Origin of the sequence: Cellulomonas fimi ATCC 484 (assembly GCF_000212695.1) — a bacterium.
In the GTDB taxonomy this organism is placed as follows: Bacteria; Actinomycetota; Actinomycetes; order Actinomycetales; family Cellulomonadaceae; genus Cellulomonas; species Cellulomonas fimi.
The window spans coordinates 161,520-184,920 of record NC_015514.1; the positions used below are offsets into that span (position 1 = coordinate 161,520).

The window sequence follows — 23,401 nt, forward strand, 5'->3', positions numbered from 1 at the left end:
CGGTCAGGTCTCCGCGGGCGTGCGCGCGTGCTCGACGGCCCAGTCGATCGCCAGGTCGGCGACCGCCTCCCAGCCGGGTGCGGCGCACGTCCAGTGGTCCCGGCCGGGCAGCTCGACGTAGTCGGTGAGGGCGGGGGAGCGGCCCCAGTGCTTCGCGTTCGAGCGGTTCACCGACGGCGGCATGATGTGGTCCTTCTCGCCGGCGACGAACAGCAGCGGTGCTCGGTCCTGCGTGTAGTCGACCCACGTCTCCTGGTGGCCGGGCTTGTAGTTGGCGATGAGCCCGTACGCCCAGATCCAGGAGCCGGGTGCGGCGATCGCGTACCGCTCGTGCGCCGCGTCGGAGTCCTCCCGGCTGAGCGTGTTGGCGAACGCGTAGTGGAACTGCTCGGGCGTGAACGCGACGGCCTCGTGGCGGCGGTCGAGGCTCGTGAACGCCGGCTTGAGGGACTTGAGCTGGGACAGGGGTGTGACGCGCACCCCCTCCGTCGGCGCCGAGTCGATGACGACGCCCGCGGCGCCGAGCCCGCGCGCGAGCAGCAGCTGCGTGAGCGTCCCGCCGAACGAGTGGCCGATGATGACGGGCGGTGCGTCGAGGCCCTCGACCACCGCGGCGAGGTGCGCGACGACCTCCGGCACGGTGAGCGTGGCGATGATCTCCGGGTGCTCGCGCAGCCCCTCGACCTCGATCTCGAAGCCCGGGTAGCCGGGGGTCAGCACCCGGTACCCCTTCGCCTCGTAGTGCTCGACCCAGCGCTCCCAGCTGCGCGGGGTCATCCAGAGCCCGTGGACCAGCACCGCGGTGTCAGGGGTCGCGGTCATGTTCGTCCTCTTCTCGTGCGTCCGGTGCGGGAACGTGGAGCGTCGTCGTACGACGGGACGTGCGGGGCGCACCGGACGGACCGGGCACCCGCGCCGATCATGGCGCGCCCGGGTGCCCGGGCGGAAGGGGCTGGTCAGCGCGGGGCGAGCAGGGTCAGCGCGGGGTGAGCAGGGCCGAGTCGAGGGCGACGGCGGCGTCGAGCGTCACGTAGCCGTGCTCGTCGAACAGCACGGTGAGCCGGTCCGCCTCGACGACGGACACCGTGCCGTCGCCGAACTGCTCGTGCCGCACGGGCTGCCCGGGCCGCGCGGCCGCGTCCTGGACCGGCGTGCTCGTGCCGCGGTCGCACGAGTCGCACCGCCCGCACGGGTCGGGGTGGTGCTCCCCGAGCAGCTCGAGCAGCAGCCGGCGGCGGCAGTCGGTGGTGTCGGTGTAGGTGCGGACGAGCTCGACGCGTGACTCGTCGAGGGCGGCGCGGCGCTCGCGGGCGGCGCGGACCGCGGCCAGGGCCTCGCGTCCGGTGACCTCGTCCGTGCCGGCCCAGCGGCCGTCGTCGTCGCGGACCGCACCGACCTGCTGCAGCTCGGCGAGCGCGCGTGCGACCGTGCGGGCGCCGAGACCGGACCGGTCCACCAGCGCGGCGCGGTCGAGCGGACCGTCGGCGAGGGAGACCAGGACGGTCTGCAGCGTCGCGGGCCTGGGTCCGCCGCCGCTGCGCAGGTAGCGGTTGAGCGCGGTGTCCGCGGGCCGGTGCACGACGACGGCGCGCGCGGGCTCGCCGTCGCGTCCCGCGCGCCCGACCTCCTGGTAGTAGGCGTCGAGCGACGGCGGCGGCCCGACGTGCACGACGAGCCGCACGTCCGCCCGGTCGACACCCATGCCGAACGCGCTGGTCGCGACGACGGTGTCGTGGCGTCCGTGCAGGAACGCGTCCTGGACCCGCGCCCGCTCCTTGGCGGGAAGCCCTGCGTGGTAGACGAGCGCCGGCCGCCCGCCGCGGTCGAGCAGCGCGGCGACCTCCTCGGTGCGCGCCCGCGTGCGGGCGTAGACGATCGCGGCGCCCTCGGTCGCGAGCACCTCCTCGACGACGCGCGCGTCCTGGTCGCCCTCGGTCGCGGTCGGGTGCGCGCCGAGCCAGATGTTGGGCCGGTCGGCGTCGTGCACGAGCACGCGCGGGCGGTCGAGGCCGAGGCGCTCGACGACCTCGTCGCGCGCGTGCGCCGACGCGGTGGCGGTCATGGCGAGCACCCGGGGCCGGCCCAGGGCGCGCACGGCCGACCCGACGTGCAGGTAGTCGGGCCGGAAGTCGTGGCCCCACTCGCTGACGCAGTGCGCCTCGTCGACGACGACCAGGCCCACGTCAGCGACGCGCAGCGCGTCGAGCACGACGGTCCGCTGCAGCTGCTCGGGGGCGAGGAGCAGGACGTCGAGCCGGCGCGCGGCGGCGTCGTCGAGCGCCTGCTTCTGCCGCGCCGTGCTGACCGCCGAGCTGACCGTCGCGGCCCGGAGCCCGACCTCGCGCAGCGACTGCGCCTGGTCCCGCTGGAGCGCGACGAGGGGTGACACGACGAGCGTGAGCCGCCGGGCGACGAGCGTCGCGATCGCGTACACCGCCGACTTCCCCGCGCCGGTGCGGGCGACGAGCAGCGTGTCGTGGTCGGCCAGGCCGGCGAGCGCGTCGCGCTGCGCCTCCCGGAGGGTCGCGTCGGGTCCGAGCACCTGCGCGACGGCGTCGTCGAGGGCGACGCCGCGCACGGGCGGGAGGGTCGAGGGCACGGGCGGCTCCGGGGCGACGGGAGGGGCAGCGGGCGGGGCCTCAGCCTGCGCCCGCCGCCCCCGCGTCGCATCCCGAGGCGTCAGCGCGTGAGATACGCCTCGATGCGGTCGAACGCGCCCGGCCACGACTCCGTGAGGAAGAAGTCGCGCAGCTCGGGGACGGGGAAGCCGGTCTGGACGACGTCGACGCGCGTGCCGCCCTCGACCGCGGTGAACGTGACCTCGATGCGGGTCGTCATCGTCTGCCCGTCGGGGCTGCTGCCCGTCGAGTCGGTGACGAGCCGGTGCGGCGGCTCGATGACGAGGAACGTCTGCACCTCGGTGAAGAGCTGGTCCTCGCTCGGCCCCCAGACGGCGGTCTGCGTCCCGCCGACGCGCAGGTCCGTCTCGATGCGGACGACGCCGGGCTCCTCGTCGAGGATCGAGAACCAGGCCGTCTGCTTCTCGGCGTCGGTGTAGGCGTCCCAGACGTCCTCGGGGGTCGCGCGGATGACGCGGGACGTGCGCAGCTCGATGCCGGTGGTGTCGGTGGTGCTCATGTGTCCGGTCCTCTCGGTGGCGCGTCCGCGGGCGGACGCATCGTGACGTAGGCGTCGAGACCGTCGAGCCGACGCTCCCAGAGCCGCTGGTAGAAGCTGATCCACGCCATGACGTCGTCCAGTCGCTCGGTCCCCAGCCGGCACTGCCGGGAGCGGCCGACCTTCTCGGTGACGACGAGCCCGGCGTCCTCGAGCACCTGGACGTGCTTCTTCATGCCGGTCAACGTCATCGCGTGCGGCTCGGCGAGCTCCCCGATCGTCGCGGGTCCCTGGCCGAGCCGTTCGAGCACCGCCCGACGGGTGGAGTCCGCGAGGGCGGAGAACCTCCGGTCGAGCACCTCTTGCTGAACCATGTGGTTCACCATAGGACACTGAACCGGAAGGTGCAATATGGTGGCGGCGACGCGACGAGGCGGAGGAGCGCACCGGTGAAGACCGACCTGAAGAAGGAGATCCCGACCTACGCGGCCCGGCACGGACGGGTCGACGTCGTCGAGGTGCCGCCCCTGCAGTACCTCATGGTCGACGGGCACGGCGACCCCAACACGGCCCCTGCCTACGCCGACGCGCTCGCGTCGCTCTACCCGCTCGCCTACGCGCTCAAGTTCCTGTCGAAGGACGCCCTCGACCGCGACTACACCGTCATGCCGCTCGAGGCGCTCTGGTGGGCCGACGACATGGACGCCTTCACGACGGCACGCGACAAGTCGCGCTGGGACTGGACCCTGCTCAACGTCGTCCCCGGCTGGATCACGGCCGAGCACGTCGCGCAGGCCCGCGCGACCGTCCTGCGCAAGGGCGGCGCGCCGCGGCTCGACGACCTCCGGCTCGAGCGGTACGACGAGGGCCTGTGCGTCCAGACCCTGCACGTCGGCCCCTACGACGACGAGGCACCCGTGCTCGACGCGCTGCACCACGAGTTCCTCCCCGCGCACGGCCTGCGCCGTACGGGCAAGCACCACGAGGTCTACCTCAGCGACGCGCGCCGCACCGCCCCCGAGAAGCTCCGCACGATCCTGCGCCAGCCGGTCGAGCGGGTCGCCTGACGGGTCCGCGCGCGCCGCCCGCCGGGCCGCGTCGCCTCAGCCGTCCGACGGGACCGCCGCCGCCTCGGGCGTCGCCGAGCGGCGCGCCGCCTCGACCGCGCGCCGCCCCGACGGCATCGCCAGGGCGACACCGACGACCACGAACAGCGCCACACCCGCGAGGACCAGCAGCAGCTCCACGCTCACCACGTCGGCGAGCGGCCCGAAGATCGCCATGCCCAGCGGCATCGCGACCGCCATGACGATGCCGACGAACCCGAACACCCGCCCCTGCATCTCGGGCTCGACCGTCTCCTGCAGGACCGTCGTCGACGGCGTCGAGAAGAACGGCACCGCGAGGCCCAGCAGCAGCATGAACCCGAGGAACACCCACAGGTTCGTCGAGAGCCCGAGCGCGATCGAGATGCCGCCGAACGCGACCGTCGACCCGACGATGAGCGCGATCCGGCTGCGGCTGCCCGCCCACGCCGCGACCACCCCGCCGCCGACGAGCATCCCGATGCTGAACGCGAGCTCGTTCGCCGTGAGCTTCCAGACCTCGGGCCCGAAGGTCCGCGCGACCATGAGCGGCGTCAGGTACGACGGCGCGACGATCAGCACGAACACCACCGCGAACAGCACGAGCACCCAGCGCACGAACGCGTGGCCCGCGAGGTACCGCAGGCCGCCGACGAGGTCCCCGAAGTAGCTCACCGGCCCGTCCGTGGCGGTCCGGACCACCGTCGCGACGGGCACGAGGAGCAGCAGCCCGATGCCGATCACCGCCGTGACGACGTCGACGAAGAACACCGCGACGATGTCCGCGCTCGCGTACACCGCGGCGGCGACCGCGGGCGCGACGAGCATCATGGCCGACTGGATCGTGGCGTTGATGCCGTTGACGCGCATGAGGTGGCGCGTCGGCACGATCTGCGGGACGAGCGCCGAGACGGCCGGCGTCTGAATCCCCGCGCCCGCAGACCGGATCGCGAGCGCGGCGTAGATCAGCCAGAGGTCGTCCGCGCCGCCGAGCATGAGCAGCGCCAGGGTGAGCGTCGTGACCGCGATGGTCGCGTCGGCCGCGATCACGAGCAGCTTGCGGTTGTGCCGGTCCGCCCACACGCCGCCGAAGATCGAGACCACGGCCTGCGGGAGGAAGCCGAACACCGACGACAGCGCGAGCACCGCGCCCGAGCGGGTCTGCAGCGTCAGGTGCCACAGGACGGCGTACTGCACGAGCATCGAGCCGAACAGCGACACCGTCTGGCCGCCGAGGAACACGACGGTGTCGCGGACCCAGCCGGGCCGGTCGCCCGCCGTGTCCTCGCCGCCGACGGGAGCGCCGGCCGGCGGTCGTGCGCCGGTCTGCGTCCCCGTGGGGTCGGGCGAGCGGTCCGGGCTCGTCGGGGCATGGGCGTCGTCGGTCACCGTCCCATCGTGGCGGGCGCCACCCGCACGGCCCAGACCTTTCGCGCACGGTTCGTGTCGGACCTTGTCGCTACGGTCGACGGGCAGGGGCAGCGCAGCGACGGAGCAGCGGCGGAGGGGTGCGATGAAGTTCGGGATCGTCGGCACGTTCGGCACGGTGGACCAGGTGGTCCGCATGGCCGTCGACGCGGAGGAGGCCGGCTGGGACGGCTTCTTCACGTGGGACGCGGTCGACCTCGGCCTCGACGGCGACGTGTGGGACCCGTGGGCCGTGCTCGCGGCGGCCGCGGTGCGCACGCAGCGCCTCACGCTCGGCGCGCTCGTCTTCGCGCTGCCCCGTCGGCGGCCATGGGTCGTGGCGCGGCAGGCCGTCACCGTCGACCACCTCTCGGGCGGCCGGCTCGTCATCCCGGCCGGGATCGGCGTGCCGACGGACCGCGGGTTCGTCGGCGTCTCCGGGGAGCTCACGGGCACGCGCGAGCGCGCCGAGCTGCTCGACGACCACCTGGCGATCCTCGACCTCGCGTTCCGCGGCGAGACGTTCTCGTACGCGGGCGCGCACCACACCGTCACCGACCTCACGATCCGGCCCCGCCCCGTGCAGCGGCCGCGCGTGCCGATCTGGGTGGTCGGCGCGTTCCCGAGCGAGCGGTCCATGGGCCGCGCGGCCCGTTACGACGGCGTCGTGCCGCAGCTGCGCGGCGACCGTGCGATGGAGAACCTCGGGCCCGCCGAGGTCGCCGAGGTCGCCGCCTGGGTCCGCGAGCACCGCGCACCCGACGCCGGACCGTTCGAGATCGTGCTGCAGGGCGTGCTCCCCGACGACCCCGCCGAGGCGCACGACCACGCCGCGGCACTCGCCGAGGCGGGTGCCACGTGGTTCGTCGAGTCGCGGTGGGAGGGCCCGGGGTCGACGTACGAGGCACTCACCGACCGCATCCACCGGGGCGTCCCGACCCTGTGACCGCCGTCCGCGCAGGGGGTGCGCCACGGCGGTGACGGCGACGCAGGCGTGGGGGAGCAGGCGTCCGGTCGCGACCGTGGCCGGTGGGGCCGTCGTCGCCGTTCTCGGGGTCGTCGGCCTGCTCGTGCCGTCCGTGCTGGACGCGCTCGAGCGCGACCCCGCCGCCGTCGCGGCAGGCGAGTGGTGGCGCGTGCCGTCGTCCCTGCTCGTGCAGGCGTGGTGGGGGCAGTACGCGTTCAACCTGGCCGGGCTCGTGCTCGTCGGGTGGGCCGTCGAGCGGCGCTGGGGCACGGGCTGGTGGCTCGCCGCGGGGCTCGGCGGCGGCCTGGTCGCGGGGACGGCGCTGACGCTGGTGGACCCGGCGACCGTCGAGTCCGGCACGTCGGACGTCGTCGGCGGGCTCGTCGGGTTCCTGCTGCTGCGTGCGTGGCGCGAGCACGCCGTCCCACCGGTCGTGCCGTTCGTCTACGCCGTCTTCTGGGTGCCGTACCTGCTGCTCGGCGGCCTCGGCGCGGGGTACGTCCTCGCGGGCCCGGCGGCGAGCGTGGTCGTCGCCGTCCTCGTCGGCGACGTGCGCCGGACCGGTGGCCGGCTCGCGCTCCCGGCCGCGGCGGGGCTGGCCGGCCTGACCGCCGTCACCCTCGTCCCGCTCGCCGACGGGCACGGCATCGGCCTCGCCGTGGGGCTCGTGGTCGGCCTGCTCGCGGGCGGCGCCCCGGACGCGTCGCCGCGTGCAGGGGTGGCGCCCGGACGGGGTCGCCGGAGAAAGTTCGTGAGGCGTGTCGAAGACGACGGGCGCCGTTCGACGGACGGGTGAGGAACCGCCACGGCAGCAGCGCCGGACGGTCCGGACGAGAAGGAGATCGCCATGAAGGTCCTGGTCATGATCGAGGGTGCCGGCGCCGACGAGGAGGCCATCGCGCCGACGACGGAGATGTTCGAGGCGATGGGCCGCTACAACGAGGAGCTGGTCCGCGCGGGCGTCATGCTCGGCGGCGAGGGTCTGCTGCCGAGCGCACGCGGCGCGCGCGTCGTCTTCGAGGGCGGCACGACGACGGTCGTCGACGGCCCGTTCGCGGAGGCCAAGGAGCTGATCGCGGGCTACTGGATCTGGGAGGTGTCCTCGCTGGAGGAGGCCGTGGAGTGGGCGAAGCGGTGCCCGGCCGACGCGGGTGGTCCGCGCGCGGTCCTGGAGATCCGGCCCATCGCGACGGTCGAGGACTTCGGCGACGCGTACACCCCGGAGGTCGCCGCGCAGGAGGCACGCCTGGCCGACGAGATCGCGAAGCAGCACGGCTGAGCCGGCGCGGGAGCGAGGCGACGGGCGCGACGACGATGACCGACCCCCGACGGACCGTCGAGGCCGTCTGGCGCATCGAGTCGGCGCAGCTCGTCGCCTCGCTCACGCGCCTGGTCCGCGACGTCGGGCTCGCGGAGGAGCTCGCGCAGGACGCGTTCGTGGCCGCGCTCGAGCAGTGGCCGCGCGACGGCGTGCCCGACCGGCCCGGCGCGTGGCTCCTGACGACCGCGCGTCGGCGGGCCGTCGACCTGATCCGGCGCGAGCAGAACCGGGACGTGAAGTACCAGCTCACCGCCGCGGGGGTGCAGGACGCCGCGCCCGCGGACTCCGTGGTCGACGACCCGGTGGGCGACGACCTGCTGTCGCTCGTGCTGCTCACGTGCCACCCCGTGCTGCCGCGCGAGTCCCGGGTGGCCCTGACGCTGCGCCTGTTCTGCGGGATGACGACGGACGAGATCGCGCGCGCGTTCCTCGTGCCGTCGGCGACCGTCGGGCAGCGCATCTCCCGGGCCAAGCGGACCCTGGCCGAGGCGCACGTGCCGTTCGAGGTGCCGCAGGCCGACGAGCTGCCGGGCCGCCTCGCCTCCGCCCTCGAGGTCGTCTACGCGCTGTTCACCGAGGGGCACGCCGCCACGAGCGGCGACGACTGGGTGCGGCGCGACCTGGCCGGCGAGGCCATGCGGCTCGGACGCGTCCTGACCGGTCTGCTGCCGCGCGAGCCGGAGGTGCACGGGTTGGTGGCGCTCATGGAGCTGCAGGCGTCCCGGTTCGACGCCCGGACGGACGCCACGGGAGCACCCGTGCTGCTCGCCGACCAGGACCGCAGCCGGTGGGACCGCACGCTCGTCATGCACGGCCTCGCCGCGCTCGACCGGGCCACGAGCCTCGGCCGACCGCTCGGCCCGTACACGGTGCAGGCCGCGATCGCCGCGTGCCACAGCCGGGCCGCCCGGTTCGAGGACACCGACTGGGAGGCCGTCGTCGCGCTGTACGACGCGCTCGCGCAGCTCGCCCCCTCGCCGGTGGTCGACCTCAACCGGGCCGTCGCCGTCCTGCACGCCGACGGGCCCGCCGCGGCCCTGGAGGCGGTCGACGCCCTGCGCGACGACCCGCGGCTGGCCCGCTACCACCTGCTCGGCGCGGTCCGCGGCGACGTGCTGCAGCGCCTCGGCCGGCACGCGGAGGCCGCCGAGGAGCTCGAGCGTGCCGCCGCGCTCGCCCCGACCCCGCGCGAGCGCCGGCTGCTCACCGAGCGTGCCGCTGCCGCCGCCGCTCGGCCCGCCGCACCGCCCGGCTGAGAGCGGACTCGACCTGGGGCGAGGCTCGTGGGGATGCCGCGAGACGGGCGGCGTCGCGTGCGCGTGCCGCCGGGCCGGGCGTCGAGCCACGGGCGAGGCCCGGTGCCGGTCCGCTCAGGACAGGTGAGCGCCGGCGCCCACCGCGTAGGCCTCGCGGACCCAGCCGGCGAACTCGTCGTCGAGGTCGGCGGCCGACGTGATGCGGAAACGGTGCACGAACAGGCGTTTCGTGTACGGCGACACGTGCACGATCCGCGGGTCCGGGCCCACCTCGCGCTGGAGGTCGAGGAACCCGTCGACTCCGTGCCGCGTCGGGCGCGCACCGGCGAACCCGCGACGTGTCCCCGCGAACGTCACGGTCGTCTTGTGCGCGTGCACCTCCACGGGCCCGCACGCCTCGACGAGCGCGACGACCTGCCGCCACAGCTCGACGTGCGCCGGGTCGGCGTCACGGAGGTGGTCGTCGACGGTCCAGGCGCGCTGCTCGTCGGTCACCCCCCGATCCTGGCGGCAGGCGACCGCACCCGCAGGACAACGGCGCGGTCGCGCGTCTTTTCGCCCGGTATGGGCCTGTCGGTCCGCCGCCGACTTTGCGAGGATCGCGGGAGGAGTGCCGGCGACGGGGGCTGCCCGGCACCCACAGGGGGTCCGGGGGGCTCGATGTCGCGAGGGCGCGATGCCGTCGCCGTCCCGGCGGTGGACGCGTGCGTCCCTGCCGCCGGGCGCGGTGTGCTTCGCCGCGCGCTGCTGCACCGTCTCGACGACGTGCTGACGAGCCGCTGCGGTCTGGTGGTCGGCCCGCGCGGGTCCGGCAAGACGACTCTCATGCGGCAGTGGGCGCGCACCTGCCGCCTGCCGGTCGTGTGGGGCCGGTGCACGCCCGGGGGCATCGTCGTGCCGTCGGGCGGACGGCCGACCCTCCTTCCGCCGGACGTCCTCGGGCGTGCGGTGCTCGAGCGGCGCGAGCCGACGCTGCTCGTGCTGGACGATGCGCACGAGCTGCTGGTCCGGCGCGTCGAGGACGAGCTCGTGCACGTCCTCGCGGCGTCGACGCCGGACGTGCACGTGCTGCTCGGCACGGTCCGGCGGCCCGTGTTCAGCCTGGCGCGCTCGGAGTTCCCCCCGCCGACCGTGGTCACCGGGTCGGACCTGCGCCTGCGCGTGTGGGAGGTCGACCGCCTGTTCCGTGACGTGTACGGGCACCCGCTGTCCCTGGACGACGTCGAGGCGCTCACGGCCCGTACCGAGGGCTGGGCGGCCGCCGTGCACCTGTTCCACCGGTCGACGGCGGACCTGCTCCCCGCCGACCGTCGTCGCGCCGTCCGGGACCTGGACACGAGCACCGGGTACGTCCGCGACTACCTCGTCGACGAGGTGCTCGCGCCGCTCGACCGCCCGCTGCTGGACCTGCTGCACCGCGGTGCGGCGCTCGACGAGCTCACCGCCCGTCGCTGGGAGGCGCTCGTCGAGGATCGCTCCGCGGCCGGCCGCGACGACCACGACCGGGACGCGGCGACGCTGCTGCGCACGCTGGACCGCGAGTGGTCCCTGGCCACGACGGACGACGGCGTGCGGTACCGGCTGCCGCAGGTGCTCCGCCGCCACCTGCTCGCGGCGCACGAGGAGCGGCTCGGCCCGGCCGCGGCGCAGTCGTGGCGCGCGCGTGCCGCGGAGGTCGCCCGGCTCGACGCGCCGGTCGCGCCCGCCCCGGCGGACGGCACCTCCGACTGGACGGGCCGCCCCGGGTCGTGGGCCGTCCCCGTGCGCGCGGCCGTGCGCCGCGACCCGGCCGGACAGGTGCCCGCCGCCCGGGCGCTGGCGGGCGCGGACGGTGCGCTCGCGGAAGGGCTGTGCCTCCTGCTCGCGGGCGACCAGCGCGCCGCGTGCGACGTGCTGCGCCGTGCGTCCGCCGACCCGGACGCAGCGCCGGCACTGGCGCTGGGTGCCTCGCTCGCCGATGCGGCGCTGCGGCGCGGGCCGCTCGGCCGCGCGCTGCTCACCTTCGACCAGGTGCACGCCGCCGCCTCCCGGCTGGGTCTGCGGTGGCTCGCCCGCCTCGCGCACGGGCTGGTCGCGGGCGCCGACGGGACGCGCGCGGCCCGTGCCGAGGCGGCCGCGCTCGCGGCGAGCGCCGACCGCGACGGCGACCGGTGGGGAGCGGCGCTCGTGCTGTCGTGGTCGGCGCTCGCCGCGATGGCCGCCGGGTCCGCGGACGCCGGCGCGTGGGAGGACCTCGAGCGCCGGTGGCGTGCGCTCGACGCGCCCGTGCCCGCCGCGTGGGCGACCGCCTGCCGCGCGCTCGCCGCCGCCGCGCAGCAGCTGCCCGACGCGCGCGAGGACGCCCGCACCGCGGAGGCCGTGGCGCGGGCGGCCGGGTCGCCGGGGGCGCTCGCGTACGCCTACGCGGCGCTCGCCGCGACCGACCCCGACGGCGGCGCCGAGCTCGCGGCGTTCACGGCGGCGACCGCCGACGAGCACGGCGTCGACGTGCGGCCCTGGGCGGTGCTCGCCGCGCCGGTCGCGGTGGTCCGGCGGCCGCGGGCCGTCGACGACCCGGTGTGGGGCGGGGTGCCGCTCGTCGACGTCCGCTGCCTCGGGGAGTTCCGGCTGCGGGTCGACGGGGTCGACGCGGACCTGTCCGGCGTCCGCCCGCGGGCCCGGGCGGCGCTGCGCCTGCTCGCCCTGCACGCCGGGCGCCCGGTGCACCGCGAGCAGCTCGCCGGGGCGCTGTGGGGCGACCTCGACCCGCGCGCCGCGCTGCACAACCTGCACGTCAGCCTGTCGTCGGTGCGGCGCGCCCTCGAGCCGGGGGTGCCGACGCGCAGCAGCCGGCTCGTGGTGCGCGACGGCGAGACGTACACGCTGGTGCTCCGCCCGGGCTCGACGAGCGACGTCGCACAGCTCGACCGGGCCGTCCGCGACGCGACACGCCTGCGGGCCGCGGGCGACGACGTCGCGGCGTGCGCGGAGCTGCGGCGCGCGGTCGACCTCTACGGCGGTGACCTGCTGCCGGAGGACGGGCCTGCCGAGTGGGTCGTCGGGGAGCGCGAGCGGCTGCGCCTGACCGCGGCCGACGCGGCCGTCGAGCTCGCCGAGCTGGAGCTCGCGGCCGGGCGGTACGACCGGGCGGTCGCCGCCGCGACCCGCGGGATCCGGCTCGACGAGTGCCGCGACCACGCGTGGCGGGTGCTCGTCGCCGCGTTCACCGCCGCGGGCGACGCGGCCGCCGCGCACCGGGCACGTCAGGACTACCGCGCGATGCTCGGCACGCTCGGCATCGCGGTCCCCGACGTGCCCTCGCCGGTGCGCGTGGACGTCCCGCCACGAGGGCGGCTGCCGGCGGGCCGGGCGGTGCGGCTGCCCGTGCCGCTGCCGGGGCCGGTGGTGCCCCGCTCACGGGACCAGGCGGGACGGCGGGTCAGCGACCGCGGAACTCCACCTCCGCGACCGCCACGTGCGTCGTCGGGGTCGCCCGGTACGTGGAGCTGATCGTCAACCGGATCGCCACGACGTCGTCGATGCCCGTCGCCACGTCCTGCAGGCCGACCCGGTCCGCGAGCGGCACCTCGACGGTCTGCTGCGTGCCCGCGGACGTCGTCGCCGTGAGCGTGAGCACCTCGGGGCTGGCGTTCGCGAGGAAGTCGGTCTCGACGTCGGACGCACCGGGCGTCACGAGCACGCGCGTGAGCCGGAACGGCTCGCCGAACGTGAAGTCGACGAACTGACCGACGCCGTCGCCGGGCGCCGCGGGGGACCACGCGAGGTTCGTCGCGCCGTCGCGGATCTGCGCGGCCGGACGCTCGGGGAGCTCGCTCGACGCCACGACCTGCACGGGGTTCACGGCGGCGTTCCCCTGGATGCGGTCGACGACGGCGATGCGCGCCTTCTCGATCTCGGGCCGGAAGGCGAGCACCGCCGCGACGAGCGCGCCGACGACCAGGAGCGCCACGACCGGGCGCGTGGGGAACCGGCGACGGCGCGGCGGCCGGAAGCCCGCGGACCGCGCGCGTCGCGGGTCCGGGCGCCACAGCCGGCTCCACCACGAGCGCCGCTGCGCGACGGGCGCGTCGGCGAGGCTCGCGCCGCAGCGGCGGCAGAACTTGCGGGTGGGCGTGTTGCCCGCGCCGCACGAACCGCACACGAGGTCGCCCGGGGACGGCGGCTGCTCGTCGGCGGGCGCCGGGCGTCGGGGTGGGCGGGGGGTCTGCGTCGCGCCGGGGCGGACGGGGGCGGGCTGCGTCGACGCGGCCGGGGCGGTCGGGCGGGCGGGCGGCGGCGGTGCGACCAGGGCCGCCGCGGCGGCGGTCCGTGCGGCCGCACGCTCGGCCGCCTCCCGCTCGGCCCGCTGCGCGGACTCGCGCTCGACCGCCTCGCGCTCGCGGCGGGTCCGGTCGGGGCCGTCGGCGTCCTGCTCGGTTCCGGGGCCGGCCGCCGGCGCGGCGGGTGCGTCGTCGGAGCGCTGGGCGGTCCCCGCCTCTCCTGCGTCCCGCGCGGTGCGGGTTGCGGGGCCGGGCGTGGTGACGTCGGGGCCGGCGGGGGCGACGCGCTGCCCGGCGGTCGACGCGACAGCCGGCGACGTGCTCCCGGTCGGCGGGACCGCGGCGGGCGGTGCCGCGTTCGAGGCGCTCGTCGCGGATGCGCCGCCGGTAGCCGGCGGTGCGGTCGACGCGGCCGGCGGCGGTCCGGCGGTGGGTCGTGCGGCGTCCTGCGCGCCGGTCGGGGTGACGGGGTCCGGGAGCACGGGCGGTGCGGGCTCGGGGCGGGGCAGGACGGCCGTCGTCGTGGCGTCGGTCCCGTGCGCGCCGGGACCGGCAGCGGCGGCGGTGTCGGACGCGGTCGCGTCGGCGGGGTCGGCGTGCGTGGCCGCGGGGACGTCGACGACCTCGGGCTCGTCCCAGAGGTAGGAGCCGCACCCGCCGCAGAACTGCTCGTCGTCCTCGTTCCGGGTGCCGCAGGACGGGCACACGATCATGTCGACTCCTCCTCGATGTCGATCGTCACGGGCACGTGCGCGGCGGTGACCGCGGCGACGACGCGCTCCACCCGCCGCCGGTCGACGGGCCCGTGCGCGCGCACGTGGACCCGCAGGGACGGGACGGCGCCGCCGGGCGGCGCGGCGCCGGGGGTGGACGACCACGTCGAGCCGCCGCTGTCGGTGACCTCGACGTCGCCGTCGACGACGAGCCGCACGGCCTCGGCGACGCCCCGGCGCGTCCCGCGCCACCGGTGCACGGCGGCGGCGTGCGCGACGACCTCGCGGCGCCGCTCGGTGCTCCACGTCTGGTCGGGCTCGACGCCGACCCACGCGCACAGCCACTCGAGGAAGTCGGCGGGTGCGAGGTGCGGGTCGACGTAGCAGGCGAGCGCGTCGAGCGTGAGGTGGACGGGTGCGAACGTGTCGTCGATCGCGGCGGCGAACCGCAGCAGCAGGTCGTCCTCCTGCAGCACCGCGGGGAGCCGGGTGCCGATCGGCACCGGCGTCGTGAGGCCGTCGACCATGCCGCGCACGTCAGCGCCTCGTGACCCGGACCTGGTGCCGGAAGGAGAACACCAGCGCGTGCTTGTCGATGTCGATGCGCTGCACGGCCTCGCCGCGGCGGCCGGTGATGGGGTCGGCGGCGAACACCTTGACGTCCTCGACGATCTCGGTGCCCGCGAGCTGCTGGAGGACGGCGTACACCTCGCCGGCCTGCACGGGCCTGCCGAAGGGCCAGCCGTCGCCGTCGGGCCCGCCGACGAGCGGGTCGAAGTAGCGGTGCAGCGCGCGTTCCGCGTCGGTGGCGAGCAGCGCGACGTCGGCCCGGGGCCGGGGCGAGAGGCGGGCGACGACCGTGACCCCCTGGTAGAAGGGCGGCTCGACCAGGACGCGCGCGCCGACGGGCCGTCGCTCGTCGAGGTAGGTCGCGATGGCCGCGAGCGTGTCGGGCGTCGGGACGAGGTCCTCGAACCGCAGGACGCCCGCGGCGTCGGGCACGGCCGTCGGCACGACGAGGACGCGCACGGCCCCCGCGTCGGCGCCGTCGCCGGCGGCGACGCACCGCACCCGCGCGACCCCGGTGGTGGCGGCGCGCGCGAGCTCCTCGTAGTCCTCGGTCGTAACGGCCCGGTCGCGGACGCGAAGCGCGAGCGGGCCGCGCTCCTTCGCCTCGTCGACGGTCTCGGCGGCGACGCCCCCGACGGCCGCGCGCCGGTTGGACACGCGGTCGACGAACGGCACGGCGCCGCGCAGCACCTGCACGGCCCCGGGGGCGACGTTCCCGTCGGGCCCGCCGCCCGTGCGGTACCGGGGCACGCGCAGCGGTGCGCCCTTGGGCGGCAGCGCGCCGTACGCGCGCAGGGTGCCGTCGGGCTCGCGGACCGCGGGTGCGAGCTGGAGCTCCCCGGCGGCGCGGTCGACGACGAACACCTGGTCCTCGGGCTCGTGGCCGGCGAACGACTCGACCTCCTCCCAGGTGTCCCAGCCGGGTCCGGCCGCGACCTCCAGGGTGAGCGCCGGGCCCGCGACGACGGGCCGGTGCTCGAGCGGGAACACCTGCCCGTACGTGCCCTCGGACAGCCCGACGACCTCGTCGGTCACGGTCGTGGCGTGCACCGCGGGGACGGTGCCGCCGATGGTGAACGCGCTGGCCTCGCGCACGGTCGGGGACGCGGAGTACGTCGTGTAGTCGGCGTCGGGCGGCACGACGCGGCACCGCAGCCACCCCGCGCGCCGGTCGGCCAGCACGGACGCGGTGTGCGTCGGCGGCACGTGCAGCACGACGTCGCCGGGGCGGTTGAGGCCGCCCGTGCCGTCGCTGTCGACGTCGCACGAGACCCATCCCCGCCCGTCCCAGGCCTCCCACACGATGGGCGGGTGGCGAGGGTCGACGCCGACGCCCTGCACGTCGGAGTCGAAGCGCAGCACGACGACGCACGACGGCGCCGAGTCGTCGAGCCCGAGCAGCAGCACGTCGTCGAGCTGCGGGACGTCCGCGAACACCGGGAACGGCTCGCGGAACGACAGCTGCTCGTCGTGCGGCACGGCCTCCCCGCCGGGGCGCTGCGTGAGGACGTGCGCGAGCCGGCGCGGCGGGACCCGCAGGGGTGCGGTGGTCGCGAACACGACGGGCTCGTCGGCCTCGCCGCGCGCGGTCGCGGCCTCGGTGCCCTCGGGGACGAGCACCGTCTCGGGCTGCGGGGCGGACAGCCACATGGTCAGGTCGACGGTCGCGGCACCCGCGGGGTGCAGCCGCACGCCCAGCAGGTCGAGGAACGCGACGTACAGCCGGTCCGGCACGCGGTTGAGCCGGTAGAACAGCTCGTCGGCCATGAACGCGACCGTCTCGATGAGCGTGACGCCCGGGTCGGAGACGTTGTGGTCGGTCCACTCGGGGCAGCGCCGCTGCACCATGCGCTTCGCGTCGTCGACGAGGTCCTGGAACCGGCGGTCGTCGAGGTTCGGGGTCGGCAGCACGTCAGCCTCCTGCGCTGGTCTGCCCGGAGGCGCCCGTGCCGGGCGGGGTGCCGGGGCGCTCGTCGGGGATCGTGTAGAAGGGGAAGACGAGGTTGCGCGGGTCGTTGGTGCCGCGCAGCGCGTACTGGACGTCGATGTACAGCAGCCCGCGGTCGACGCCGTCGTACCGGACGAGGACGTCCCGCAGGTCGATGCGCGGCTCCCACCGGTCGAGCGCGACGCGCACGGCGTCGGCGATCGCGCCCGCGGTGGTCGCGTCGGCGGGCGCGAACACGTAGTCGTGCACGGCGCACCCGAACTCGGGCCGCATGGGGCGTTCGCCGGGGGCGGTCGCGAGGATCAGCCGGATGCTCTCCTCGATCTCGCGGCCCTCGCGGGACAGCGCGATGCGTCCGGTCGGGTCGGTGCGCACGGGGAACGCCCACCCGGCGCCGATGAACTCCTGGCCCACGTCACCGCCCCCGTCAGTTGATCTTCACGAGCGAGCCGCGGACCGTGGTGACGCCGCTCGCGGACAGCTCGGCGGTGCCGGTCGCGGCGACCTTGACCGACGCGCCCTTGACCTCGGTGGTCGCGGTGCCCTCGAGCGTGAGCTTCGGGCTCTTCACGACGACCGACTTCGACCCCTCGAGCGTGACGTCCGCGCCCTTGACCGTCACCGCGCCGGTCTGGGTCGTCACCGACACGTCCTTCTGCGCGGTGACCTGCACCTCCTTCTTCGCCGTCACGGTCACCGGACCCTCGGAGACGATCTCGATCGACGCGTCGGGCTTCTGCACGAGGCGGATCTTCTGCGCGCCGCCGTTGGTCGACAGCACGAGCTCCTCACCGCCCGGCTTCTCCAGGTGCTCGACGCGCATCCCCGTGCGGCTGACGAAGACACGCCGCTGGATCTTGCCGTCGGTGCCGCCGACCTGGTCCGGCTCGGGCTTGTCCTTGCCGTTGTAGAGCCCGCCCAGGACGTACGGCTGGCCCAGGTCGCCCTCGGAGAACGCGACGAGCACCTCGTCGCCGACCTCCGGCAGCAGCCCTGTGCCGCGCGACGCACCCGCGCCGAGCTGCACGACGCGCGCCCACCCGCTCTCGTACTGGTCGGAGTGCACGGGGAACTGCAGCCGCACGCGGCCGAGACCCAGCGGGTCCTTCGCGTCGGTGACGATCGCCGTGAGGACGCCCAGGGTCGGGGTGCGGCCCGTGGGCCCGCCGCCGGACGAGAACGCGCCGCCCGACGTGCCGAGCACGGTGCCGAGCAGCGACCGCTCGGAGGCGCCCGCGACGGTGAACGACGTGACGTACCCGTGCTCGGCGTCGAAGTCGTGCCGCACCGCCGTGAGCACGTACCGGCCGTCGAACGGGCTGCCGAGCCCGCGCACCGCGACCGCCTCGCCGGCCTTCATGGCCGGGTTGCCGTGCGCCGCGCCCTCGAGCTCCGCGAAGCCGCCCGCGAGCCGGTCCGCGAGAGCCTTCGCGCGCGCCTGCACCGCGGCCTGCGTCTCCAGCCCGGGGGCGGGCTGCACGAGCAGCGGTCCCTGGAACGTCTTCGCGAGCTTCGCAGGGTCCGCGTCGGCGAGCTGCGCGCTGACCGTCGCGGCGGGCACCTTCGCGACGAGCGCCTTCTTCGCCTGCACGTCCCAGCTGCGGACCTCGACCTCGGGCACCTGCCCGGCCGCGGTCACGGTGGCCCGCAGCCACTGCAGGTTCACGCCCTTCTCCAGCACGAGCGGGTTCTTGCGCGCCTCGTCGCCGCCGCTCGGCGCCTGCGCGGCCTTCCCCGGCTCCGCCAGGTCGAGCTTGCCGTCGACGACGCGCAGCACCCACCCGTGCTGCTCCGCGAGCGACGCGAGGAACGTCCAGTCGTCCACGTCGTCCTGCATGACGTGCTCGACCTGCGCCCCGCCCGACGGCACCGAGCCGACGGCCAGGCCCGCGCGCTGCGCGACCTTGCGCGCGATCTCGCCGCCCGTCATCTTCCGGTACGCCTCGACGCGGCGGCCGCGGAACAGGCGGTGCGACACGTCGTAGCCGCGCACGGTCGTGTGCACGCCCTCCGCGTCGACCTCCGCCTCGACGGCCGTGACCTCCGCCTCCAGCAGCGGCTTCGGGCCGCCCGGGCCGCTGGCCTGCACCTGGAGCTTCACCTTGGCGCCGATGGTGAACTTCCCCTTCGCGAGGACCGTGCCGTGCTCGTCGCTGAACCGCAGCACGAACACGTCCGGCACGCTGCGCGCGCTGTCGACGTACCCCGACACGAGCAGCGGCGCGACGTCCGCGGGCAGCGGCGTCCCGTCGACCTCGACCAGCAGCGTCGCGCTGTGCTCCTCACCGAACGGCACCGGCCACCTCCCGTCGTGCCCCGCCCGCGACCGGCCGCGAGGGCTCCACCCGCTGCAGCTCGTCCGCGGTCGGGAGCAGCAGCCGCCGGCCCGGCCGCAGCCGCGCGGGGTCGTCGACGCCGTTCACGTCGGCGACCGCGCGCCACATCGACGCGTCGCCGTACTCCGCGTACGCGATGCCCGGCAGCGTGTCGCCCTGCACGACGACGTGCTCGCGGTGCGGCACCCGCCCGCCCGACGTGGGGTTCGTCCCCGGCGGCTCGCCCGCGAGCTCCTGGAGCGTGACCGTGCACACCGCCCGCACCGGGAGCCCCGCCGGCGTGAACAGCGTGTACTTCACCTGCACCGACTCGATGTACGCGAGGAAGCCCGTCAGGCCGCCCCAGGAGAACTTGACCCACGGCGGCGAGTCCTTCTTCTGCCCGTGCGACGCGTCCGTCGGCACGCAGCACCGGAACAGCTTCTCGACCGTCTTCGCGACCGTGCCGTCCTGCTTCTTCGCCGGGTCGAAGAACACCGACTCGTCGAGGAACATCTCCAGCGTCAGCTTCGACGGCTGCGGCCCCTGGTACTGCGGCGGGCTCGACCGGGTGCTGCCCTTCGTCGTCGGGCGCGTCCACTTGGCCGACTTCGCGAGCGTCAGCTCCTTGGGGTTGAACTGGAACTCGATCGACTCCAGGAACGGGCCCGGCTTGTCCAGCGCGCCGTCCTTCGACGGCTCGTGCAGGTCGAGCTTCGCGTGCGTGAGGGTCGCCGCCGCCTCTGGCGCCGCGGTCGCGGCGCTCGCGTTCATCCCCGTCGCGGGCTTGGCCACGTCACACCCCCGCCGTGAAGCCGTGGTGCGCGAGCTCGAGCGTCTCGGTGGCGATCTTCGTCTGGTCCGACGTGAGCTGCGGGCCCGTCCAGCGGACCGGGACGACGCCCCGCAGCGTCCACGTGACGACCTTCGTGCCGTCCGTCGTGCGCGCCTCGATGCTCGCCGTCGTCGCCACCAGGCCCTGGCTCACCGTCGACAGCCAGCGCATGACGCTCTCCGTCTGGGCGCCCAGCGGCCGGCTCAGCTTGACGTTCGGGTACTTGACCCGCGTCGGGAGCTGCCAGACGCCCGTGTTGAAGCCGCCCTCCTCGCGCGTCTCCAGCACGACCTCCAGCCCCAGCCCCTCGCACGACGCGAACCGCCCGAGCTGGTGGTCGTCCACCGTGACGACATACTGCAGCCCGACGGCCGTGGCGGTGTCCTCCAGGAGCACCTTCTGCGGTGGCGTGCTCATCGGCATGTCGTCGCCTCCTTCCCTGATCCTGTGGGTGGGCCGCTCAGCGGTCCGTGCGGGTGCCGCGGCGCTCGCGGTCGACGAGGAGCTGGCCGCGCACGCGGCGCATCAGCGGGGTCATGAGCCGGCGCGCGAGCTCGTCGAGGTCGGCGGGCGTGGCGGCGGCGAACGGCGACGTGCCCGCGCCCGCGACACCTGCCGCGTCGCCGGTGGGGCCCGCGACTCCCGCGGCCGTCGTCGTCGGTGGGGGCGGGGCCTCGGCCGGGAGGGCGGGGGTGGCGGCGGCGTCGGCGCGCTGCACGACGGCGGTCCCGTCGACGCCGGACGCCACCGACTCGCCGCTCACCGGGCCGGTGGTCGCGGTGCTGCGCTGGACGAGCGCGAGCCCGGCGGCGGGGGACGGGACGGGGGGCGGGAGGGGCAGGGGCGGGCCGGCTGCGGGCGCGGCGGTGCGGGGAGTCGTGCCCGGTGCCGTCGTCGGCACCGTCGGGCTCGTCCAGGTGGGTGCGGTCAGACGCTGGACGGGTGCGGGCAGTGCGGCCGGCGCGGCGAGGGAGCCGGGCGCGGTGAGCGGGACGGGCGCTGGCTGGGCCGGCGTGAGCTGGGTGGGCGTGAGCTGGACGGGTGCGGGCGGCGCGGGGGGCGCGAGCCCGACCGGCGGGGCCGACGCGACCGGTGCTGCGAGCCCGACCGGCCGGGCCGGCGCGGCCGGTGCGGCGAGCGCGAGCGGTGCGGCGGGAAGCGGCGGGGCGACGGGGACCGCGGCGGGGTCGGTCGGCGTGGAGGGAGCCGTGGTGGTGCGTTGTGCGAGGACCAGGGGAGGTGCGCCCGCGCCGAGATCCGGCGCGGCCGCTCCACGCGGGCGTCCCGCCACGGCGGACGCGGGGCCCGCGGCGTCGTCGCGGGTCGTGGCCGGTGCCGGGGAGGTCGTGCGGGAGACGACGAGCGGCGTCGCCGGGGCCGGCGCGGCCGGGTGCGCGAGCGGGACTGCGGGTGCGCTCGCGCCCGCGGGCGTGCCGGTCTCTACCGGCGCGGTGCGGGGGACCACGTCGAGCGACGCGGCGGGCGGGGCCTCCGGGGAGTCGAGCGCGACGGACGGGGTGCCGTCGTCGGTACCCGGGGCGTCTGCCGTCGCTGCGTCCGGTGCGGGCAGGTCCGGCGACGCCACGGCGTCCGCGGACCCGGGGGCCTCGTGCAGCGCACCGGGCGCGAGGTCGAGCGACGGCACGGCGTCCGCCTCGACCGCTCCCGCGACGGGTACCGGCGTCACCGGTGCTCCCGTCGGGAGGCCCGCGGGAGCGGCCACCAACCGTGACACGCTCACGGCGGGAGCCCCACCGGGTGAGGAGGTGCCGGCAGGCGCCGCGGCGCCCGTGAGGGGCCGCGCGCTCACCGTGCTCGGCAGCGACCGCGACGTCGCGACCGCGGGCGCGTCCGGGACCGCCCGCTGCAGCGCGACGGCGGGACGTGCCGCACCCGCGGGCGCGCGCAGCACCGCGGGCGAGGCCGTCGAGGCGACCGTCAGAGGCACGCGCGGCCCGCCGAGCAGGGGGCCGTCGCGCAGCACCAGGGGGACGGGCGCGGTAGGTGCGGCCGGTGCCGGCGCGCCGTCCGTCAGCCGGGAGACGACCGGACCGCCGTTCAGGGCAGGGGCGACGGCGACCTCGGGCGCCGGGACCGGGGCGGCGAGCGGCTCGCGGGCGGACGGGCCGGGCTCGGCACGGTCGGCAGCCCCGTCGGACGGCCCCGACGGCTGGGAGACGGCCGGTGCGGCGAGCGGCAGGTCCACGCCCGACGCCGCCGCTGCGACCGGGCCGTCGGTCCCGGGGGCGGGCGGTGCCGTCAGCGGGGTCGCATCCGCGAGCGTCGGCGTCGTGCGCAGCCCGTCCCCGGCGGCCGACGGTGTGGAGTCGCCCGTGCGGTCGGTCGGGGCTGCGGTCGGGGCTGCGGCAGACGACGGCGTCGCCGTCGCCGAGCGCTGCACGACGGGCGCGTCCGCCGGTGCGGTGCGCGGCGCGGCGGGCGCGTCGATCGGCACCGCCCGCTGCGCGACCGGTGTGGCGCCGGCGTCGGGGAGCTGCGGGCCCTCGGGAGCCTGGCTCGGCCCGGTCGGGGGCAGCACGAGGTCGGGCATGGACGGGAGCCCGAGAGCGGCCGGGGCGACAGCCTCGTGCTGACCCGCGGCGGCAGGGGCGCCGGACGAGGGCGCCACCGCACGCTGCACGCTCGTCGGCCGGGCGGGGGAGCCCGCCGGCGGTGCCGCGGACGAGGCGGGTCCGACGACGCGCTGCACGGGAGCGTCGGGGTCCGCGCCCCGCACGACGTCGAGCGGCGCACCGGCGGCGAGACGCGGTGGCTCGGGGGTGACGGCAGCGCCGGTCCGTGCGGCGGCGTCGGGCGGCGACTGGCGCACGTCGGCGGTCCGCTGCCCGGTCGGGAGGGGAGCGCCGAGCCCCACGCGCCGCTGCACGACGGGCGCCCCGGCGGTCGGCGGCACCGGGAGCGATGCGACCGCGACCGTCGTCGCACCGGAGCCGCCGGCGTCCGACGCGAGGTCGGGGGCGGCCCAGCCGTCGGCGGTCCACCCCGAGGCGTCGGGAAGGCCATCGGTCGTCGGCACCGTCGCCGCCGGCAGGGGCGCGTCGGACGGCGGGGTGGGCCGCACGGGCGGCACGGGCGGCTCGACGGGCACCGCACGGAGCCGGGGCACACCCGCGGGTGGCGCGTCGAGCCCGACGAGTCCGCCGGTCGCGCGGCGCTGCACGGGCGCGTCGGCGCGCGGCGCGGGCGGCAGGAGCGGCAGGTCGAGGTCGACGCTGCGCTGCACGGGCGGGCCGCCGGGGTCGGGGTCCACGAGGCCGGACGGGGCGCGCGCGTCGACGACGTGCGACATCGCCCCGGTGAACCGCACGGGCGCCCGCGTCGGCAGGTCGGCCAGGAACGCGACGGGGCGGCTCGTCAGCGCGACCGGCTGCACGACGCGCTGCAGCGGCGGCAGGAACGCCCACCCGGCGGTCGACTCGGCGGGTGCTCCGGGAGCGGCGGCACCCGCGGGGTCGGCACCCGCGGGGCCGGCAGCCCGCTGCACGACGGCGCGCGGTGCGGCGTCGTGCCGTGCGGCGGCGTCGGCCCGCGGTGCGGGGTCGGCGACCGGCGGGACGCCCCGGTCCCGCTGCCACGGCCAGCGCACG

The 23,401-nt window shown here is 76.6% G+C and carries 20 protein-coding genes; 6 read left to right on the forward strand and 14 right to left on the reverse strand.

Going from position 1 to position 23,401, the window contains the following annotated elements; translation table 11 throughout:
- Nucleotides 1-3: 3 nt before the first annotated feature.
- The 4 genes from CELF_RS00725 to CELF_RS00740 all read right to left on the reverse strand — a co-directional run bounded on the left by CELF_RS00725 (nucleotide 4) and on the right by CELF_RS00740 (nucleotide 3,491).
- A complete protein-coding gene (locus tag CELF_RS00725; RefSeq protein ID WP_013769323.1) occupies nucleotides 4-822 on the reverse strand; it encodes an alpha/beta hydrolase in 819 nt (272 codons plus the stop codon).
- Nucleotides 823-976: 154 nt separating this feature from the next.
- Nucleotides 977-2,599, reverse strand: coding sequence for a RecQ family ATP-dependent DNA helicase (locus tag CELF_RS00730; protein ID WP_013769324.1), 1,623 nt, complete (start codon nucleotides 2,597-2,599; stop codon nucleotides 977-979).
- An 80-nt stretch (nucleotides 2,600-2,679) separates the two neighbouring features.
- Nucleotides 2,680-3,138, reverse strand: a complete 459-nt coding sequence (locus CELF_RS00735) for an SRPBCC family protein (protein WP_013769325.1) — start codon at nucleotides 3,136-3,138, stop codon at nucleotides 2,680-2,682.
- Nucleotides 3,135-3,491, reverse strand: coding sequence for an ArsR/SmtB family transcription factor (locus CELF_RS00740; RefSeq protein ID WP_041553656.1), 357 nt, complete (start codon nucleotides 3,489-3,491; stop codon nucleotides 3,135-3,137). The genes CELF_RS00735 and CELF_RS00740 overlap by 4 nt, the downstream gene beginning before the upstream one ends.
- A 75-nt stretch (nucleotides 3,492-3,566) precedes the next feature.
- Here CELF_RS00740 and CELF_RS00745 point away from each other — a divergent pair, with 75 nt between their 5' ends.
- Nucleotides 3,567-4,184, forward strand: a complete 618-nt coding sequence (locus CELF_RS00745) for a GyrI-like domain-containing protein (RefSeq protein WP_013769327.1) — start codon at nucleotides 3,567-3,569, stop codon at nucleotides 4,182-4,184.
- A 36-nt stretch (nucleotides 4,185-4,220) separates the two neighbouring features.
- Here CELF_RS00745 and CELF_RS00750 read toward each other — a convergent pair whose 3' ends face one another.
- The gene (locus CELF_RS00750) at nucleotides 4,221-5,591 is read right to left on the reverse strand and encodes an MFS transporter (protein ID WP_013769328.1); all 1,371 of its coding nucleotides are present in this window, start codon (nucleotides 5,589-5,591) and stop codon (nucleotides 4,221-4,223) included.
- A gap of 124 nt (nucleotides 5,592-5,715) precedes the next feature.
- Between CELF_RS00750 and CELF_RS00755 the strand changes: the two genes are divergently transcribed.
- From CELF_RS00755 to CELF_RS00770, 4 genes are all read left to right on the forward strand, one after another.
- On the forward strand, nucleotides 5,716-6,555 hold the full coding sequence (locus tag CELF_RS00755) for an LLM class flavin-dependent oxidoreductase (protein WP_013769329.1): 840 nt from the start codon (nucleotides 5,716-5,718) through the stop codon (nucleotides 6,553-6,555).
- A 76-nt stretch (nucleotides 6,556-6,631) separates the two neighbouring features.
- Complete coding sequence (locus tag CELF_RS19280) at nucleotides 6,632-7,372, forward strand: rhomboid family intramembrane serine protease (protein ID WP_169317628.1); 741 nt, start codon at nucleotides 6,632-6,634, stop codon at nucleotides 7,370-7,372.
- 51 nt (nucleotides 7,373-7,423) lie between these two features.
- The gene (locus tag CELF_RS00765) at nucleotides 7,424-7,855 is read left to right on the forward strand and encodes a YciI family protein (protein WP_013769330.1); all 432 of its coding nucleotides are present in this window, start codon (nucleotides 7,424-7,426) and stop codon (nucleotides 7,853-7,855) included.
- Nucleotides 7,856-7,890: 35 nt separating this feature from the next.
- On the forward strand, nucleotides 7,891-9,153 hold the full coding sequence (locus CELF_RS00770) for an RNA polymerase sigma factor (protein ID WP_013769331.1): 1,263 nt from the start codon (nucleotides 7,891-7,893) through the stop codon (nucleotides 9,151-9,153).
- Nucleotides 9,154-9,267: 114 nt separating this feature from the next.
- Here CELF_RS00770 and CELF_RS00775 read toward each other — a convergent pair whose 3' ends face one another.
- The gene (locus tag CELF_RS00775) at nucleotides 9,268-9,648 is read right to left on the reverse strand and encodes a DUF5655 domain-containing protein (protein WP_013769332.1); all 381 of its coding nucleotides are present in this window, start codon (nucleotides 9,646-9,648) and stop codon (nucleotides 9,268-9,270) included.
- Between the two features lie 165 nt (nucleotides 9,649-9,813).
- On the opposite strand from CELF_RS00775, the gene CELF_RS00780 reads away from it, so the two are divergent.
- The gene (locus tag CELF_RS00780) at nucleotides 9,814-12,642 is read left to right on the forward strand and encodes an AfsR/SARP family transcriptional regulator (protein ID WP_013769333.1); all 2,829 of its coding nucleotides are present in this window, start codon (nucleotides 9,814-9,816) and stop codon (nucleotides 12,640-12,642) included.
- On the opposite strand, the gene CELF_RS00785 is transcribed toward CELF_RS00780, so the two are convergent.
- From CELF_RS00785 to CELF_RS00820, 8 genes are read right to left on the reverse strand one after another with little or no spacing between them, the layout of a single operon-like run.
- Nucleotides 12,572-14,125 (reverse strand): zinc ribbon domain-containing protein, encoded by a 1,554-nt coding sequence (locus CELF_RS00785; protein WP_013769334.1) that lies wholly within the window; start codon nucleotides 14,123-14,125, stop codon nucleotides 12,572-12,574. The two genes, CELF_RS00780 and CELF_RS00785, sit on opposite strands and share 71 nt — an antisense overlap.
- Nucleotides 14,122-14,652 carry a phage tail protein gene (locus CELF_RS00790; protein ID WP_041553658.1) on the reverse strand — a complete coding sequence of 177 codons (531 nt, stop codon included), beginning with the start codon at nucleotides 14,650-14,652 and terminating at the stop codon, nucleotides 14,122-14,124. The genes CELF_RS00785 and CELF_RS00790 overlap by 4 nt, the downstream gene beginning before the upstream one ends.
- Nucleotides 14,653-14,662: 10 nt before the next feature.
- The gene (locus CELF_RS00795; RefSeq protein ID WP_013769336.1) at nucleotides 14,663-16,606 is read right to left on the reverse strand and encodes a putative baseplate assembly protein; all 1,944 of its coding nucleotides are present in this window, start codon (nucleotides 16,604-16,606) and stop codon (nucleotides 14,663-14,665) included.
- A gap of 1 nt (nucleotide 16,607) precedes the next feature.
- Nucleotides 16,608-17,057, reverse strand: a complete 450-nt coding sequence (locus tag CELF_RS00800) for a GPW/gp25 family protein (RefSeq protein WP_013769337.1) — start codon at nucleotides 17,055-17,057, stop codon at nucleotides 16,608-16,610.
- 13 nt (nucleotides 17,058-17,070) lie between these two features.
- The gene (locus CELF_RS00805) at nucleotides 17,071-18,939 is read right to left on the reverse strand and encodes a VgrG-related protein (protein WP_013769338.1); all 1,869 of its coding nucleotides are present in this window, start codon (nucleotides 18,937-18,939) and stop codon (nucleotides 17,071-17,073) included.
- On the reverse strand, nucleotides 18,926-19,753 hold the full coding sequence (locus tag CELF_RS00810; protein ID WP_013769339.1) for a CIS tube protein: 828 nt from the start codon (nucleotides 19,751-19,753) through the stop codon (nucleotides 18,926-18,928). Before CELF_RS00810 ends, CELF_RS00805 begins: the two co-directional genes overlap by 14 nt.
- Before the next feature lies 1 nt (nucleotide 19,754).
- Complete coding sequence (locus CELF_RS00815; protein ID WP_049791410.1) at nucleotides 19,755-20,210, reverse strand: phage tail protein; 456 nt, start codon at nucleotides 20,208-20,210, stop codon at nucleotides 19,755-19,757.
- A 43-nt stretch (nucleotides 20,211-20,253) separates the two neighbouring features.
- Entirely contained in the window at nucleotides 20,254-23,400 is a 3,147-nt protein-coding gene (locus tag CELF_RS00820) for a hypothetical protein (RefSeq protein ID WP_013769341.1), read from the reverse strand.
- Between the last annotated feature and the right edge of the window lies 1 nt (nucleotide 23,401).

What these genes read in the sequence shown, in the direction of transcription:
- CELF_RS00740 (WP_041553656.1), bottom strand. Translation starts at nt 3,491, where the DNA reads ATGGTTCAGCAAGAGGTGCTCGACCGGAGGTTCTCCGCCCTCGCGGAC.
- CELF_RS00755 (WP_013769329.1), top strand. Translation starts at nt 5,716, where the DNA reads ATGAAGTTCGGGATCGTCGGCACGTTCGGCACGGTGGACCAGGTGGTC.
- CELF_RS00790 (WP_041553658.1), bottom strand. Translation starts at nt 14,652, where the DNA reads ATGGTCGACGGCCTCACGACGCCGGTGCCGATCGGCACCCGGCTCCCC.
- CELF_RS00815 (WP_049791410.1), bottom strand. Translation starts at nt 20,210, where the DNA reads ATGAGCACGCCACCGCAGAAGGTGCTCCTGGAGGACACCGCCACGGCC.
- CELF_RS00725 (WP_013769323.1), bottom strand. Translation starts at nt 822, where the DNA reads ATGACCGCGACCCCTGACACCGCGGTGCTGGTCCACGGGCTCTGGATG.
- CELF_RS00770 (WP_013769331.1), top strand. Translation starts at nt 7,891, where the DNA reads ATGACCGACCCCCGACGGACCGTCGAGGCCGTCTGGCGCATCGAGTCG.
- CELF_RS00735 (WP_013769325.1), bottom strand. Translation starts at nt 3,138, where the DNA reads ATGAGCACCACCGACACCACCGGCATCGAGCTGCGCACGTCCCGCGTC.
- CELF_RS00780 (WP_013769333.1), top strand. Translation starts at nt 9,814, where the DNA reads ATGTCGCGAGGGCGCGATGCCGTCGCCGTCCCGGCGGTGGACGCGTGC.
- CELF_RS00765 (WP_013769330.1), top strand. Translation starts at nt 7,424, where the DNA reads ATGAAGGTCCTGGTCATGATCGAGGGTGCCGGCGCCGACGAGGAGGCC.
- CELF_RS00785 (WP_013769334.1), bottom strand. Translation starts at nt 14,125, where the DNA reads ATGATCGTGTGCCCGTCCTGCGGCACCCGGAACGAGGACGACGAGCAG.